The 13,669-nt window shown below is 44.2% G+C and carries 16 protein-coding genes; all 16 read left to right on the top strand.

The window, feature by feature from the left end; translation table 11 throughout:
• Positions 1-216 precede the first annotated feature (216 nt).
• The 16 genes from spoIIR (at position 217) to V7121_RS03720 (ending at position 13,651) form a co-directional block, all read left to right on the top strand.
• The gene (gene spoIIR, locus V7121_RS03795) at positions 217-1,134 is read left to right on the top strand and encodes a stage II sporulation protein R (RefSeq protein ID WP_420490588.1); all 918 of its coding nucleotides are present in this window, start codon (positions 217-219) and stop codon (positions 1,132-1,134) included.
• Between the two features lie 133 nt (positions 1,135-1,267).
• Positions 1,268-1,714, top strand: coding sequence for a GNAT family N-acetyltransferase (locus V7121_RS03790; RefSeq protein WP_335545788.1), 447 nt, complete (start codon positions 1,268-1,270; stop codon positions 1,712-1,714).
• Between the two features lie 184 nt (positions 1,715-1,898).
• Positions 1,899-2,942, top strand: coding sequence for an L-threonylcarbamoyladenylate synthase (locus V7121_RS03785; protein ID WP_335545786.1), 1,044 nt, complete (start codon positions 1,899-1,901; stop codon positions 2,940-2,942).
• A gap of 316 nt (positions 2,943-3,258) precedes the next feature.
• Entirely contained in the window at positions 3,259-3,816 is a 558-nt protein-coding gene (locus V7121_RS03780) for a manganese efflux pump MntP (protein ID WP_335497077.1), read from the top strand.
• 79 nt (positions 3,817-3,895) lie between these two features.
• Entirely contained in the window at positions 3,896-4,333 is a 438-nt protein-coding gene (locus tag V7121_RS03775) for a low molecular weight protein arginine phosphatase (RefSeq protein ID WP_335497075.1), read from the top strand.
• A 180-nt stretch (positions 4,334-4,513) separates the two neighbouring features.
• Positions 4,514-4,960: a ribose 5-phosphate isomerase B gene (gene rpiB, locus V7121_RS03770; protein WP_335497073.1), complete on the top strand. Its 447-nt coding sequence runs from the start codon at positions 4,514-4,516 to the stop codon at positions 4,958-4,960.
• Positions 4,961-5,053: 93 nt separating this feature from the next.
• Positions 5,054-5,620: a TIGR01440 family protein gene (locus V7121_RS03765; protein WP_335545785.1), complete on the top strand. Its 567-nt coding sequence runs from the start codon at positions 5,054-5,056 to the stop codon at positions 5,618-5,620.
• 266 nt (positions 5,621-5,886) lie between these two features.
• Positions 5,887-7,128 (top strand): serine hydroxymethyltransferase, encoded by a 1,242-nt coding sequence (glyA, locus tag V7121_RS03760; RefSeq protein WP_335497069.1) that lies wholly within the window; start codon positions 5,887-5,889, stop codon positions 7,126-7,128.
• Positions 7,129-7,341: 213 nt separating this feature from the next.
• A complete protein-coding gene (upp, locus tag V7121_RS03755; RefSeq protein WP_335497159.1) occupies positions 7,342-7,971 on the top strand; it encodes a uracil phosphoribosyltransferase in 630 nt (209 codons plus the stop codon).
• 237 nt (positions 7,972-8,208) lie between these two features.
• The gene (locus V7121_RS03750) at positions 8,209-10,470 is read left to right on the top strand and encodes a S8 family serine peptidase (RefSeq protein ID WP_335545784.1); all 2,262 of its coding nucleotides are present in this window, start codon (positions 8,209-8,211) and stop codon (positions 10,468-10,470) included.
• A gap of 381 nt (positions 10,471-10,851) precedes the next feature.
• Complete coding sequence (locus V7121_RS03745) at positions 10,852-11,076, top strand: AtpZ/AtpI family protein (RefSeq protein ID WP_335497065.1); 225 nt, start codon at positions 10,852-10,854, stop codon at positions 11,074-11,076.
• A gap of 2 nt (positions 11,077-11,078) precedes the next feature.
• Entirely contained in the window at positions 11,079-11,453 is a 375-nt protein-coding gene (locus tag V7121_RS03740; RefSeq protein ID WP_335497063.1) for an ATP synthase subunit I, read from the top strand.
• Between the two features lie 22 nt (positions 11,454-11,475).
• Positions 11,476-12,189, top strand: a complete 714-nt coding sequence (atpB, locus tag V7121_RS03735; protein WP_335497061.1) for a F0F1 ATP synthase subunit A — start codon at positions 11,476-11,478, stop codon at positions 12,187-12,189.
• A 74-nt stretch (positions 12,190-12,263) separates the two neighbouring features.
• A complete protein-coding gene (gene atpE, locus V7121_RS03730) occupies positions 12,264-12,488 on the top strand; it encodes a F0F1 ATP synthase subunit C (RefSeq protein ID WP_026568218.1) in 225 nt (74 codons plus the stop codon).
• 99 nt (positions 12,489-12,587) lie between these two features.
• A complete protein-coding gene (atpF, locus tag V7121_RS03725; RefSeq protein ID WP_335497060.1) occupies positions 12,588-13,118 on the top strand; it encodes a F0F1 ATP synthase subunit B in 531 nt (176 codons plus the stop codon).
• Entirely contained in the window at positions 13,115-13,651 is a 537-nt protein-coding gene (locus V7121_RS03720; RefSeq protein ID WP_335497058.1) for a F0F1 ATP synthase subunit delta, read from the top strand. Before atpF ends, V7121_RS03720 begins: the two co-directional genes overlap by 4 nt.
• Positions 13,652-13,669: the final 18 nt, after the last annotated feature.

Here is a 13,669-nt window from a genome sequence, read left to right as displayed (position 1 = left end):
ATACCCGTTAATTGTGCCCGCAGGCTCGCATTTTTGGAGGAAACGGTCACGAATACTCGCTAATCGTGCCCGCTGGCTCGTATTTTCGGTATAAACGGTAATAAATAATAACCACCCATTTTTGTTGGCACTTTTATCTGTATCCTTCTAAAAATATCAAAATTTAATAGTTTAAGATTCTGGCATTTTGTCCAAAATGAAGATATTGAAGGGACGGTGCTAGAATTGAAAAGTAAAATGATTGTTTGGGGATATCTTATCGTTTTATCATTTGGAACGATGTTGAGTTTATATATGCCGAAGACGGAAGCCGCGCAAAAGGAATCGATTGTGATTCCGGGGGAAGCGATTCGGCTCCGGATTCTTGCGAATAGTGATTTTGAAGAGGATCAGGCGATTAAACGGAAGGTCCGCGATGCAGTGAATGCGCAAATTACCTTGTGGGTACAGGATTTAACGTCAATGCAGGAGGCCAAAAAGGTCATTAATGCAAAGCTACCGGAGATTCAAGCGATTGCTGAGAAAGTGGTCAAGGAGCAGAAGTCAGATCAGTCGGTGAAGGTTGAATTTGGGAAGGTTCAGTTTCCAACGAAATTATATGGTCAATATTTATATCCGGCCGGAGAATATCAAGCGATTTTGATTACATTGGGTTCAGGAGAAGGGGCAAACTGGTGGTGTGTGCTCTATCCGCCATTATGCTTCCTTGATTTTTCAAATGGAGTAGCGGTAAGTGATGGTTTTGACGAACAGAAAAAAGCGGTGGCAAAAACGGTAAGTCCGTCAACCCCGGTGACGAAGGTTGAAAAGGTAAAAGAAGTTGCTACTGTGGTAAAGGAGACCAAGGTTGAAAAGAAGGTAGTGGAGGAGAACAAAGAAGTCTCAGTGACGAACGATGAGGGTACCGAAAAGAAGGAATCAGTTTCTGCAAAGATTGAAGAAGAAGTGAAAAGGCCGGAGCGCTTGATTGAAAAAGGGGTTCCTGTGTTTAATGAGATTCAGATGGCGAAAGGGGAAGTAGAAGAGCCGGTGAAAGTCGCTGCGAAAGAAGCACCTGTTTATACTTCCGAAGATGAAAAGCCAGTTGAAGTGAAGTTTTTCGTGGTGGAAATGTGGGAGAAAATGTTTAACTAGACTAGTCCTAGCATAGGGCTGGTTTTTTAATGCCTGTCATGAATAAAATTTACTAGATTTGCGAGTCTAGCGGTTCTATTTTTTCTATTTCATCCATATTCATAGAGTAGAATCTTAAAAAGAGGTGGATAGAATGCAGGCATTGATACGCAGGGCTAATAAAGAGGATTTGGGTAGTTTACGATCGTTTTTATCAAGAGCGAATCTTGGGACGGATGGATTAACGGAGGAAACAGTTGATTATTTTCTGCTGCTAGAAACTGAGGACGGGACGCTAAAGGGTTCGCTTGGGATGGAGGCGTTCACGGAGTTCGGGCTTTTGCGGTCACTTGTCGTGTCGCCTGGACAAGCTGAGAAGGAAATTTTTATTCTTTTTGATCAAATGGTGCAACTAGCGAAAGAAAAAGGGATGAAAGGCTTGTTTTTGGCAACAAATAAGAGCGTGGCCTTACCGTTTTTTGAATTAATGGGCTTTCAGCGAAGTGAACGGGAGGATTTACCTAGCGAATTTTTTCACTCAGAACATATTCGACACGTTTTAAATGTGGATAACTCATTATTTTTGAAATTTTCATTATAATTGTGGATTAATCCACAAAGTTATCCACTTTTTCAAGGAAGTTGTGCACAATTTGTGGATAACACTTGTATTTATGCCCACCTTCTTTTATACTTTCAAACGTATTGAGTGAAAAATATGAGTCTAGGTGACTAAATTCGCCATATTTCGCTAAGAGACTCGTTTGAGATAAAGGTGGATAACTATGAACACAAAAGTCTGGAAAGTGGATAAGTATGTGGATAATCTAGAAAATAATCCACAAGTTGTGGATGCAGCGAATTTTTTACGGGATAACGAAGTGGTCGCTCTGCCGACTGAAACGGTTTATGGCCTTGGCGGGAATGCAGAAAGTGACGAAGCGGTACGGAAAATTTTTGCCGCTAAAGGCAGACCGAGTGATAATCCACTAATTATCCACATAGCCGAGAAAAAGCAGCTACGCTCCTTTGTGGCTGAAATTCCGGAGAAGGCTGAACGGTTAATGGAAGCCTTTTGGCCAGGCCCGCTGACGATTATTTTAAAAAAGATAGACGGTGTTCTTTCTGAAACTGCGACGGCGGGTTTAGCGACGGTTGGGGTTAGGATGCCCGATCACCCTGTGGCGCTGGCACTGTTGAAAAGTTGTGGATTGCCGATTGCTGCGCCGAGTGCAAATAGTTCGGGTAAACCGAGCCCAACCAATGCCGACCATGTCATAGATGACTTAAATGGGAAAATTGCCGGTGTGATTGACGGCGGTGCGACAGGAATTGGTGTGGAATCAACGGTTGTCGATTGTACGGAAGCGATTCCGGTTATCTTAAGGCCAGGCGGTGTAACGAAAGAGCAACTGGAGTCGGTTGTGGGTGAGGTTCATGTCGATGCTGCCTTAACCGATGAGGCGGCACGGCCGAAAGCTCCCGGTATGAAGTACCGCCATTATGCCCCTAATGCCCCGCTTTATATGGTGTCAGGTACCGCAAACTTCCTTCAGAATTTAGTTGAAGAAAAACGGCAGGAAGGTTTGCGGGTTGGAGTTCTGACAACAGAGGAGAATGCGGGTGTGTTTGAGGCAGATGTGGTGCTTGCTTGCGGGAAACGGACGGAACTAGAGACGGTGGCAACCTCGCTTTATGACACCTTACGTAGATTTAATCAGGAAAAGGTGGATGTGATTTACAGCGAAGTCTTTCCGAACACAGGTGTCGGGCATGCGATTATGAATCGCCTTCAAAAGGCAGCGGGCAATAAATTAATAGTAGAATAACCAGTCAGGTTCTCCAGCAAAGGGGGGCCTGTTTTTTTGATTGGTGGGTGTCAGGTACCACAAGAAGACACTTTAACCATTTTATCCATCCCTGGCGGACAGTACCATCAACCTTTAGATGGTGTCAGGTATAAATTTTGTGAGGGGGATTTTGGTGTCAGGTACCCAGATTTTCATGAATTTTAGAAATTAATGAGTATGAAACGAGTTAAAATAGTGTGAGGACATACTCCATTTCAGTTCTCCAACAAGACTTCTAAAATAGTTTGGACGTGCATATGCTTAGGTTAGTTAGTCCAAGGAGGCGGAGTCCGGAATGTCTGAAATGATTAGCGAATTAATAACTCTAATAATAATGGCGTTTGCACTAGGGATGGATGCATTTTCAGTCGGGCTTGGCATGGGAATGTACAAACTCAGGCTTAGAAAAATTTTTAATATCGGAATAACAATCGGTTTATTCCACGTGTGGATGCCGCTTTTAGGATTGATTGCAGGAAAATTTTTATCAGAGAAGTTTGGTGCGTTTGCGACCTTTATTGGCGGATTTCTACTGATTCTACTTGGTATCCAAATGGTGTGGTCGACCTTGAAAAAAGGGGAGGAGAAGGTCATTTCCCCAGTGGGTTTCGGCCTGCTGCTCTTTGCATTGAGCGTAAGTCTGGATAGTTTTTCAGTGGGTCTTACTTTAGGGATTTATGGAGCAAAAACCATTTTGGTGATTCTCTGTTTTGGAATCATAGCCACCGTGCAAACATGGGCAGGATTAATACTGGGCCGAAAGATGCAGGGTTGGGTTGGTGCCTACAGTGAGGCGCTCGGCGGCGCGATTCTCCTTGCTTTCGGGTTAAAGCTGCTAGCCCCGTTTTGGTAAACGAGAAATCGTTGGTCTAATTATGGTAAACTAAAGCTAGATAGTTTTTACATAAGATTTTCGTAAGGAGGTAAAAACATTGCAGCGCATTTTGTTTGTATGCACAGGAAATACATGCAGGAGTCCGATGGCTGAAGCAATATTGAAAAATAAAGAAATGGATGCGATTGAAGTAAGGTCAGCGGGAATTTATGCTGCAAACGGCAGTGAGGCATCCGCACACGCGAAAAAGGTACTGGATGACAAAGGAATCGCGCATAATCACCGTTCGAGTTTGTTGACCCGTAATGAAATCGAATGGGCAGATCTCATCCTTACAATGACGTCATCACACAAGATGGCGATTCTCCAGCAGTACCCGCAAGTAAGCAAGAAGGTATTTACCCTAAAGGAGTACACTGGTGAAAGCTTCAATTCCGATGTAGGCGACCCCTATGGCGGATCCCTTTCCATGTATGAAGCAACTTTTCGCGAACTAGATGAATTAATTAACAAAGTAATTGGAAAACTAAAGTGACGTTAACTTAAACTGGAATGCTCTCTTTCTTTTAAAAGGGAGCTTTTATTTTTGGTAATGGAACTTTATATTTTGGCGACGGTATGTCAAAATGAATCAGAAGAGCGGCTGTACCAGAATGACGTCTGGGCAGGGGCTAAACCTATAAACCAAACGAAAACATTAATAGGAGGTTTTTTTATGAAAGTTGCTTTAGCATCAGATCATGGCGGGATTAATCTTCGGAAGGAAATTGCTAACTTACTCGTAGAACTAGGGATTGAATATCAAGATTTCGGCTGTGACTGCGAAACATCTGTTGATTATCCAGATTACGCCTTGCCAGTGGCTGAAAAAGTGGCGAAGGGCGAATTTGACCGTGGCATCCTGATTTGCGGGACAGGCATCGGGATGAGTATTGCGGCTAACAAGGTGAAAGGGATTCGCTGTGCCTTGGTTCATGATACCTTTAGTGCCAAAGCAACGCGTGCGCATAATGATTCCAACATATTAGCGATGGGAGAACGCGTCATTGGTGCAGGCTTAGCCCGCGAGATTGCTCATGTCTGGCTGACCGGCGAATTTGAAGGCGGTCGCCATGCTGGCCGGGTTGGAAAAATTGGTGAATACGAGGATAAGCACCTTTAATTTGCATGAAGGTGACTGTGGAGTTTACCTCAGAGATAGACATGACGGTTACCGCCATGAACGATGGATGGAATCTGTTTGGGGGGACGGCTTATGATTCAAGCGTGTGAAAAAGAGCTGGAAGCAATTTTAACAGAATTTAAAGAACAGGCTTCCTTTAAAGCGGGGCAGCTGCTTGTGGTCGGCTGCAGTACGAGTGAAGTGATGGGCGAACGAATTGGGACCTCGGGGACAGTTGAAGTTGCTGAGATGATTTTTCGTTGTTTGAAGAAATTCCAAGCGGACACCGGGGTTGATCTTGCGTTCCAATGCTGCGAGCATTTAAACCGGGCCTTGGTCGTCGAACGTGCGGTTGCAGACGCACGGCACTTCGAGGAGGTTTCTGTTGTCCCGGTCCGGAAAGCTGGCGGAGCGATGGCGACCTATGCTTTTGGGGCGTTTGGCGATGCTGTCGTGGTGGAGTTCATCAAGGCGGATGCAGGGATCGATATTGGGAATACCCTGATTGGCATGCACCTAAAACATGTTGCGGTCCCCGTCCGCGTTGCCCAAAAAACGGTTGGACAAGCGCATGTTACCCTCGCAAAGGTCCGCCCCAAACTAATCGGTGGCGCCAGAGCAGTCTACGAACGGGAACAGGCAAACTCGAGCTGTACATAAAACATAAATTTGGTACCTGACACCTTTTTTTGCGACTTGGTGTCAGGTACCATTTTTTTATGGTGTCAGGAACTTTTTTTTTGTAGGCCTGGTACCGTTTTCTTTCTTGTGGTGTCAGGTACCAATCGGAAGGTTAGCATAATTGATATAGTAATTTCATAGGGGCTGTCTATCTTTTTCTTTTTTACTTTGTTGCAAATCGTGATAGAATGAAGAAGGAATTTTCAAAAAGTTATCGGTTGATACATAAAGGGGGATTTTTTGTCATGAAGCATTTGCCTCAAGCGGATGAACAGGTTTTTCAAGCGATTCAAAAGGAATTAGGTCGTCAACGCTCTAAGATTGAATTAATTGCCTCAGAAAACTTTGTTAGTGAAGCAGTCATGGAAGCCCAAGGGTCTGTGTTAACGAACAAATATGCAGAAGGCTATCCTGGCCGACGTTATTATGGCGGCTGTGAATATGTCGATGTGGTTGAAGACTTAGCCCGCAACCGTGCGAAGGAAATTTTCGGAGCAGAGTATGTAAACGTACAGCCGCACTCAGGTGCACAGGCGAATATGGCGGTTTACTTCACGGTCCTTGAGCAGGGCGATACTGTGCTTGGGATGAACCTCTCCCACGGCGGTCACTTAACACACGGAAGTCCGGTTAACTTCAGCGGTATTCAATATAAATTTATTGAATATGGTGTCGATGAGACGACTCACCGCATCAATTATGATGATGTCCGTGCCAAAGCTCTTGAACACAAGCCAAAGATGATTGTTGCTGGGGCAAGTGCCTATCCGCGTGCCATCGATTTTGCGAAGTTCCGCGAGATTGCTGACGAAGTCGGTGCCTACTTAATGGTCGATATGGCGCATATCGCTGGTCTTGTTGCTGCCGGTTTGCATCAAAATCCAGTACCATACGCAGATTTCGTGACAACGACAACACATAAAACCTTGCGCGGTCCACGTGGCGGAATGATTCTTTGCAAAGAAGAATTTGGCAAGAAAATTGATAAGTCTATCTTCCCTGGGATTCAAGGTGGTCCGCTTATGCATGTAATCGCTGCAAAAGCTGTTGCATTTGGCGAAGCCCTGCAGGACAGTTTTAAAGAATATGCAGGTCAGATTATCACTAATGCCAAGCGTTTAGCAGATAGTCTTCAAAAAGAAGGTTTGCAGTTAGTATCCGGCGGCACGGACAACCACCTCTTGTTAGTGGATGTAACGACACTTGGATTAACTGGCAAGGTGGCAGAAAAGGTTCTTGATGAAATTGGGATCACAGTTAACAAAAACACGATTCCTTTTGATCAACAAAGCCCGTTTGTAACAAGCGGTATCCGCATCGGGACAGCAGCGGTCACAAGCCGTGGCTTTGGGGAAGCAGACATGGATGAGATTGCTTCAATCATTGCGTTTACCTTGAAAAACCATGAGGATGCAGCCAAGCTTGAGGAAGCGGCGGGACGTGTCGAAGCTTTAACAAGCAAATTTACCTTATACCCAGAGTATTAAGAAGAAGAGCGAAGACCCTAGCCGTTGTCTAGGTACCTTTTTAATGAAAACAGCAAAGAATCGGCCTAACTATTTAAAGTGGGCCGGTTTTTTTGATTATTTTTTTGAAAAATCTAACTAGTTCACAGAACCGTATTTTGATTTGCTCATTGGATTGTTTTTCTGTAAAATGAGACGAAGTGTTTGTTATTTCAAAATAAAGGGGCGATGATTGTGGCCAAGGTATTCGTATTCGACCACCCATTAATTCAACATAAACTAACTTACATACGTGATAAAAACACAGGAACAAAAGAGTTCCGCGAGCTAGTCGATGAAGTGGCGACACTAATGGCATTTGAAATTACAAGAGATATGCCGCTTGAGGATATCGATATTGAAACACCAGTTTGTCCAGCAAAATCTAAGGTCCTGTCCGGTAAGAAAATCGGGATTGTACCAATTTTACGTGCGGGAATTGGAATGGTAGACGGTATTTTGAAATTGATTCCAGCGGCAAAAGTGGGCCATGTCGGTCTTTACCGCGATCCTGAAACATTGCTTCCGGTTGAATATTATATTAAGCTGCCAAGTGATGTCGAAGAGCGTGATTTCATCGTGGTTGACCCGATGCTGGCAACAGGCGGTTCCGCAATTGAAGCGATTCGTTCCTTGAAGAAGCGCGGCGCAAAACATATCAAATTTATGTGTCTAATCGCAGCACCAGAAGGCGTCGATGCGGTTAAGGCAGCTCATCCGGATGTCGACATCTACATCGCGGCATTAGATGAGAAGTTAAATGACCACGGCTACATCGTCCCAGGTCTAGGTGACGCTGGTGACCGGTTGTTTGGTACGAAATAAGGTTCCTTTTCAAAAAGTCGAGAATATGCTCGGCTTTTTTTGTTTGGGTTTTATGAAAAAGGGTAATTTTCTTTGAAAATTTGATTCAGAATCCATTTTGAAATAAGGAATCTCACAAGGGAGATTTTTAGAAGAAAATGTCTAATGGCATAAAACTACCAAGAATTCGAAAACGAGGAAAACATGCATACTTTCCCCCCTCAATGAAAACGATAGGGAAAAAGGGGAAATCTGCTGATGAAACTACTACTCGCATTACTGCTCGCTTTTCAAACTCCGAAAATACTCATTCATCCATCCATCTCCACACACACGAAGGAGACAACCGCAATTATTATCCTGGATAAACCGCACACCGACGAGGAAATCCGCCAGCTCATCCGTCCCTATAAAGATTTAAAGCTGCGCCGTGTCTATCGCGATGCCATTGATGGCTTCTCTGTTCAAGGCAGCGCTGAAACACTCGCCCGTTTGAAAAGTAGCCAGAAACAAATCGTCAATGTCTCACCGGTCATCCATTACCAAGCTGAAACGGAGGAAAGTGTCAAAATTATTGGCGGGGAGGAAGTCCGTAGTTTTTTTGATAAAAAGAATCAACGGCTGACGGGGAAAGGGATCACGGTTGGTGTCATTGATACCGGTGTCGATTACACCCATCCCGACCTCGAGCGAAACTATGCCGGCGGCCGCGACCTCGTCGACAACGACCGCGATCCGATGGAAACGCTCGCCCTTGGCAAGGCGACGATTCACGGGACCCATGTAGCAGGTATTATTGCAGCCAATGGAAAAATAAAAGGCGTCGCCCCTGAGGCGAAAATTGTTGCGTACCGGGCGCTTGGGCCAGGCGGCGGTGGGACGACGGAACAGGTGCTGGCGGCGATTGACCAAGCCATTAAGGATAAGGTCGATATTGTTAATCTTTCGCTGGGAAATGATATCAACGGACCAGACCTGCCAATCAGCCTTGCCCTCAACCGTGCTGTTGACCGCGGGATTGTGGCGGTAGCGGCCGCGGGAAATTCAGGTCCAGGCGTGTGGAGTGTCGGCTCGCCAGGTACAGCCTCCAAGGCGATTTCGGTAGGGGCATCCACTCCTACCCTTGAAACGCCCTTCATATTAATAGAAGGAAGCAGGGATAGATTTCAAATTGAGCCGCTGGAAGGTTCAGCCCCATGGGCGCTCGACCGCTCCGCAGATATCGTCGATGGCGGCATCGGCAGACCAGATGAATTGAAACATGTCGACGGGAAGATGGTCCTCCTCAAAAGAGGCATCTTAACATTTTCACAAAAAGCTGAGAATGCACAAAAGGCGGGGGCTAAAGCGATCTTAATCTACAATAATATGAGCGGCGGCCGCTTCATGGGGAACCTCGATACTCAGCTGACCATCCCTGTCGGAGCACTCTCGAAGGGTGACGGAGTTATTTTACAAAAAGCAGTAAAAAAACAAACGATCTCGGCACGTGTTTCTGTCAGTGAAGAAAGTGACCAGCTCGCCGACTTCAGTTCGCGCGGACCTGTGACGGGGACTTGGGAAATCAAGCCGGATATTGTGGCGCCTGGGGTGGCGATTAATTCCACGATTCCGGGCGGATATTTGTCGCTGCAGGGAACGAGCATGGCAGCACCGCATGTTGCTGGGGCTTGCGCCTTAATTAAACAGGCGCACCCCGACTGGACGCCAGAGCAAATTAAGGCAGCCTTGATGAATACGGCCAAACCACTGGCAAAGTCAAACGGGGCCAGCCGCTCGCATTTCGCCGCCGGGCAGTCGGCTTCAAGCTCAAACCAGATCCACCGGGACCTTGCCCCGTACCGGACCTATGAACAGGGCGCAGGCCGAATCCAGGTCGATGAAGCGATCAAAACGACTACCCTTGTGACACCAAGCAGTCTAAGATTTGGAAAATTTACGGAGCAGAGCGATGTTCATAAAGTTTATTTGCATGTTGAAAATAAAAGTTCGACCCACCGGCAGCGCTATTCATTTAGGGTCCCGCCTCAGGTCGATGGACTTGACTGGCGGCTCCCGCTTTCGTTTATGCTCGAGCCGAAGGAAGCAAGGGATATCACGGTTGAGTTAACGGTTGACCCACAGGTATTTAAGGGGAAGATTCATGACGGCTATCTTCAGCTCGAGGCCGGCGCAGCAACGATTCGCATCCCCTATCTATATGTGTTGGAGGAGCCAAACTACCCGCGGGTGATGGGCTTTGATTTTGCAAAGGGAGACAAACCAGGGCAGTATCGCTATGAGGTGTATCTGCCTGGCGGGGCGGACGAATTTGGGATTGCGTTGTTTAACCCGGAGGATTACCGTTTTGTTGGCTTTTTGGATACCATCACTGATGTAAAAAAAGGACTGATTCGCCGCGATCTTCTTGACAGCCAGCTTCCAGCTGATGGGACATACTTAGTCAAGGTATTTGCTAAAAAGGCGGGTAAGGAGGATTTTGTGGAGGGGATGATTACAATTGAGGACAGTGAAGAGTAACAAGTTGTTTGGGAAATAATCTTCAAAAAAATCAGCCATGTCCTTCAAAGGACATGGCTGATTTTATTATAATACAGGTCCATTAAATTATACCATTGGTATAAGTGATTGTTCACAAAATAGACACAAAATTAACAAAAATTCTCCACAATTTACAATACAATAAAAATGTTGAGAAAAGTTCTAAATTGGAAAGGTGTTCAGGAAATACTTTGTGGTATAATTCACGTAAATTCATTGACATTGATTGGGTGCTATTGTATGCTAACAAAGGGTGTAAATGAGAGGGTTTTCATGTACATAAATCTATCTAAAGATAGTATTTTGGTGACTGATTTTATTTGCCCGATTGGCATTCTCTTAGAGTGAGGATGTGTTTATATGCGTCAAAACAACCGCAATCCATTACAAGCTATGGCTTTAATGTCCGCAATTGTCTCCCAATTAGTAGGTTCCATTCTAATAGGTATTTTCTCAGGCAGATGGCTGGATCGTTCTCTGGGTACCGAGCCAATTTTCTTAATAATCGGACTGCTTATCGGTCTTGCTGCGGGCACCTATTCCATGCTTCTTTCAATCCGCCATTTCTATTCAGGAGATAAATAACTATGCCAGATTTCAGAGTCATGTACAACAGGCAGCGCAAATGGATTTTTTACTTGTTGTCCATTTATGTTCTAGGCTGGGGCTTCACTTCGTTTCAAACGATATTTTTAGGACTGATACTTGGGACATGCTTCGGTTATCTGAATCTATGGCTCTTGGTAAGAAAGACGGAAACTTTTGATAAAAAGGTAACAGAGGGTAAAAAACCTAAATCCTTAGGATCGCTCTCGAGAATGGCGATGGCTGGAATTGCTGCGTTAATTGCCTTAAAATATCCAGAGCAATTTAATATGGTTAGTTTAGTGGTAGGATTGATGACATCCTATATTGTCATTATGATAGATTATTTTTACCATGCTTTGCATGTACATAAATGAAGCGGAAGCGAGGTGAGTTTACATGGAACATGGTACTCCACAGTTTGAATTTATGGGTCTTTGGTTTAATGCCGCAAATATGCTGATGATTACGGTTGCTAGTTTGATCGTTTTCCTTATTGCTGTTCTTTCTACACGAAAGTTGGCGATGAAACCTACAGGGATGCAGAACTTCTTTGAATGGGTAATGGACTTTGTTAAAGGCATCATCAACAGCACAATGGATTGGAAGGATGGCGGAAGATTCCACATTCTTGGGATTACATTAATTATGTATGTTTTTGTCTCTAATATGTTAGGTCTTCCATTTGCAATTGTGGTTGATGAAAAGCTTTGGTGGAAATCGCCGACAGCTGATCCAATTATCACCCTAACACTAGCAGTTATGGTTTTGGGACTTTCCCATTATTATGGTGTGAAGTTAAAAGGTGTAAAAGGTTATGCAGAAGGTTTCTTCAGTCCAATGAAATTCTTATTCCCATTGAAAATCATTGAGGAATTTGCGAATACATTGACACTTGGTCTGCGTCTATACGGAAACATTTTCGCGGGTGAATTGCTATTATCACTATTGGCAGCCGGATTAGCGCATCAAGGTATTGTCGGCAGAATCGCAGCGATTCCGCTAACGTTGGTATGGCAAGGTTTCTCTGTTTTCGTTGGTACGATTCAGGCTTATATTTTCACAATGTTAACAATGGTTTACTTGGCCCATAAAGTGAGTCAAGACCATTAATAATATACCGTTCATCTTTATGGACAATATCAAAAACTAATATATGTTTTATACATTTAAGGAGGAAAAAAGTAATGACAGGATCAATTGGTGTTTTAGCAGCAGCAATCGCAATCGGTTTAGCAGCAGTAGGTGCAGGTATTGGTAACGGACTTATCGTAGGACGTACAGTAGAAGGTATCGCTCGTCAACCAGAACACCGTGGTTTACTACAAACAACAATGTTTATCGGGGTTGCGTTAGTAGAAGCATTACCGATTATCGGTGTAGTTATCGCGTTCATGGTATTAAATAAATAATTTTAGGTTAATTGACATTGGCGATGATCAACAAATCCTCGCCATTCATTTATGCGTTTTTTCTATCGTTAAGCAACTCTTGAAAGGAGTGAACCGAGGGTGTTAACAAACAATTTGGTATTAGCGACTGCAGCTGAAGGCGGCGGCCACATTAATACTGGAGATATTTTCTTCCAGCTCATCGTATTCCTTATTTTATTAGCCTTGCTCAAGAAGTTTGCATGGGGTCCGTTAATGGGCATTATGAAACAACGTGAAGAGCATATTGGTAATGAAATTGGTGCGGCTGAAAAAAGCCGTTTAGAAGCAGAAAAGATTTTACAAGAACAAAGAAATCTTTTAAAAGAAGCTCGTAATGATGCACAAAGCTTAATTGAAAGTGCAAAAAAGCAAGGCGATATTCAACGTGAAGAAATTATCGCGCTCGCTCGCACTGAGGCGGACCGCATTAAGGATGCAGCGAAACTTGAGATTGAGCAGCAAAAAGAAAAAGCAGTTGCCGCGATTCGTGAACAGGTTGCGTCTCTGTCTGTAATGATTGCTTCTAAAGTCATTGAGAAAGAAATCACAGCAGCAGACCAAGACCAGCTAATTAACGAATACATTAAAGAGGCAGGAGAAGAGCGATGAGCAACTCTATAGTAGCTAAGCGCTACGCGTTGGCTCTTCTTAAAATTGCGAAAGAAACGGATTCGCTCGGAGTTATTGAAGAAGAACTTCGTGTAGTGAAAGAAATTGTACAATACAATCCTGAATTTAAAGCCATCTTAAGTTCTTCTAAGCTTTCAATTGAAAAGAAAAAAGAGATTATTAAGGCTGCTTTCATATCAGTTAATGTAAATGTACTGAATACACTGTTGATCTTAATCGACCGCCACCGTGAAGACCAAATCATTGATTTGGCAAATGAATTTTTAGAGTTAGCAAATGAAGAGATGGGCATTGCCGAGGCGGAAGTTTACAGCACACGTGCATTAACGGATGCGGAACGCGAAGCGATCTCAGCTGTATTTGCAGCTAAAGTTGGCAAAAAGTCACTAAAAATCGAAAATATCGTAGATTCCCATTTGCTAGGCGGTATTCGCCTTCGGATTGGAAATCGTATATATGACGGGTCGTTAAGAGGTAAACTCGATCGTTTAGAACGTAAATTGTTAAGCTAGATTCGAAAGATTAGGGGT

Origin of the sequence: Neobacillus drentensis (assembly GCF_036962125.1) — a bacterium.
GTDB lineage: Bacteria > Bacillota > Bacilli > Bacillales > Cytobacillaceae > Neobacillus > Neobacillus drentensis_B.
Note: the sequence above shows the minus strand (reverse complement) of the source record. Positions and strands in the feature narration are given on the sequence as shown.

What these genes read in the sequence shown, in the direction of transcription:
- V7121_RS03790 (WP_335545788.1), top strand. Translation starts at nt 1,268, where the DNA reads ATGCAGGCATTGATACGCAGGGCTAATAAAGAGGATTTGGGTAGTTTA.
- V7121_RS03785 (WP_335545786.1), top strand. Translation starts at nt 1,899, where the DNA reads ATGAACACAAAAGTCTGGAAAGTGGATAAGTATGTGGATAATCTAGAA.
- V7121_RS03780 (WP_335497077.1), top strand. Translation starts at nt 3,259, where the DNA reads ATGTCTGAAATGATTAGCGAATTAATAACTCTAATAATAATGGCGTTT.
- rpiB (WP_335497073.1), top strand. Translation starts at nt 4,514, where the DNA reads ATGAAAGTTGCTTTAGCATCAGATCATGGCGGGATTAATCTTCGGAAG.
- V7121_RS03765 (WP_335545785.1), top strand. Translation starts at nt 5,054, where the DNA reads ATGATTCAAGCGTGTGAAAAAGAGCTGGAAGCAATTTTAACAGAATTT.
- glyA (WP_335497069.1), top strand. Translation starts at nt 5,887, where the DNA reads ATGAAGCATTTGCCTCAAGCGGATGAACAGGTTTTTCAAGCGATTCAA.
- V7121_RS03750 (WP_335545784.1), top strand. Translation starts at nt 8,209, where the DNA reads ATGAAACTACTACTCGCATTACTGCTCGCTTTTCAAACTCCGAAAATA.
- V7121_RS03745 (WP_335497065.1), top strand. Translation starts at nt 10,852, where the DNA reads ATGCGTCAAAACAACCGCAATCCATTACAAGCTATGGCTTTAATGTCC.
- V7121_RS03740 (WP_335497063.1), top strand. Translation starts at nt 11,079, where the DNA reads ATGCCAGATTTCAGAGTCATGTACAACAGGCAGCGCAAATGGATTTTT.
- atpB (WP_335497061.1), top strand. Translation starts at nt 11,476, where the DNA reads ATGGAACATGGTACTCCACAGTTTGAATTTATGGGTCTTTGGTTTAAT.
- atpE (WP_026568218.1), top strand. Translation starts at nt 12,264, where the DNA reads ATGACAGGATCAATTGGTGTTTTAGCAGCAGCAATCGCAATCGGTTTA.
- V7121_RS03720 (WP_335497058.1), top strand. Translation starts at nt 13,115, where the DNA reads ATGAGCAACTCTATAGTAGCTAAGCGCTACGCGTTGGCTCTTCTTAAA.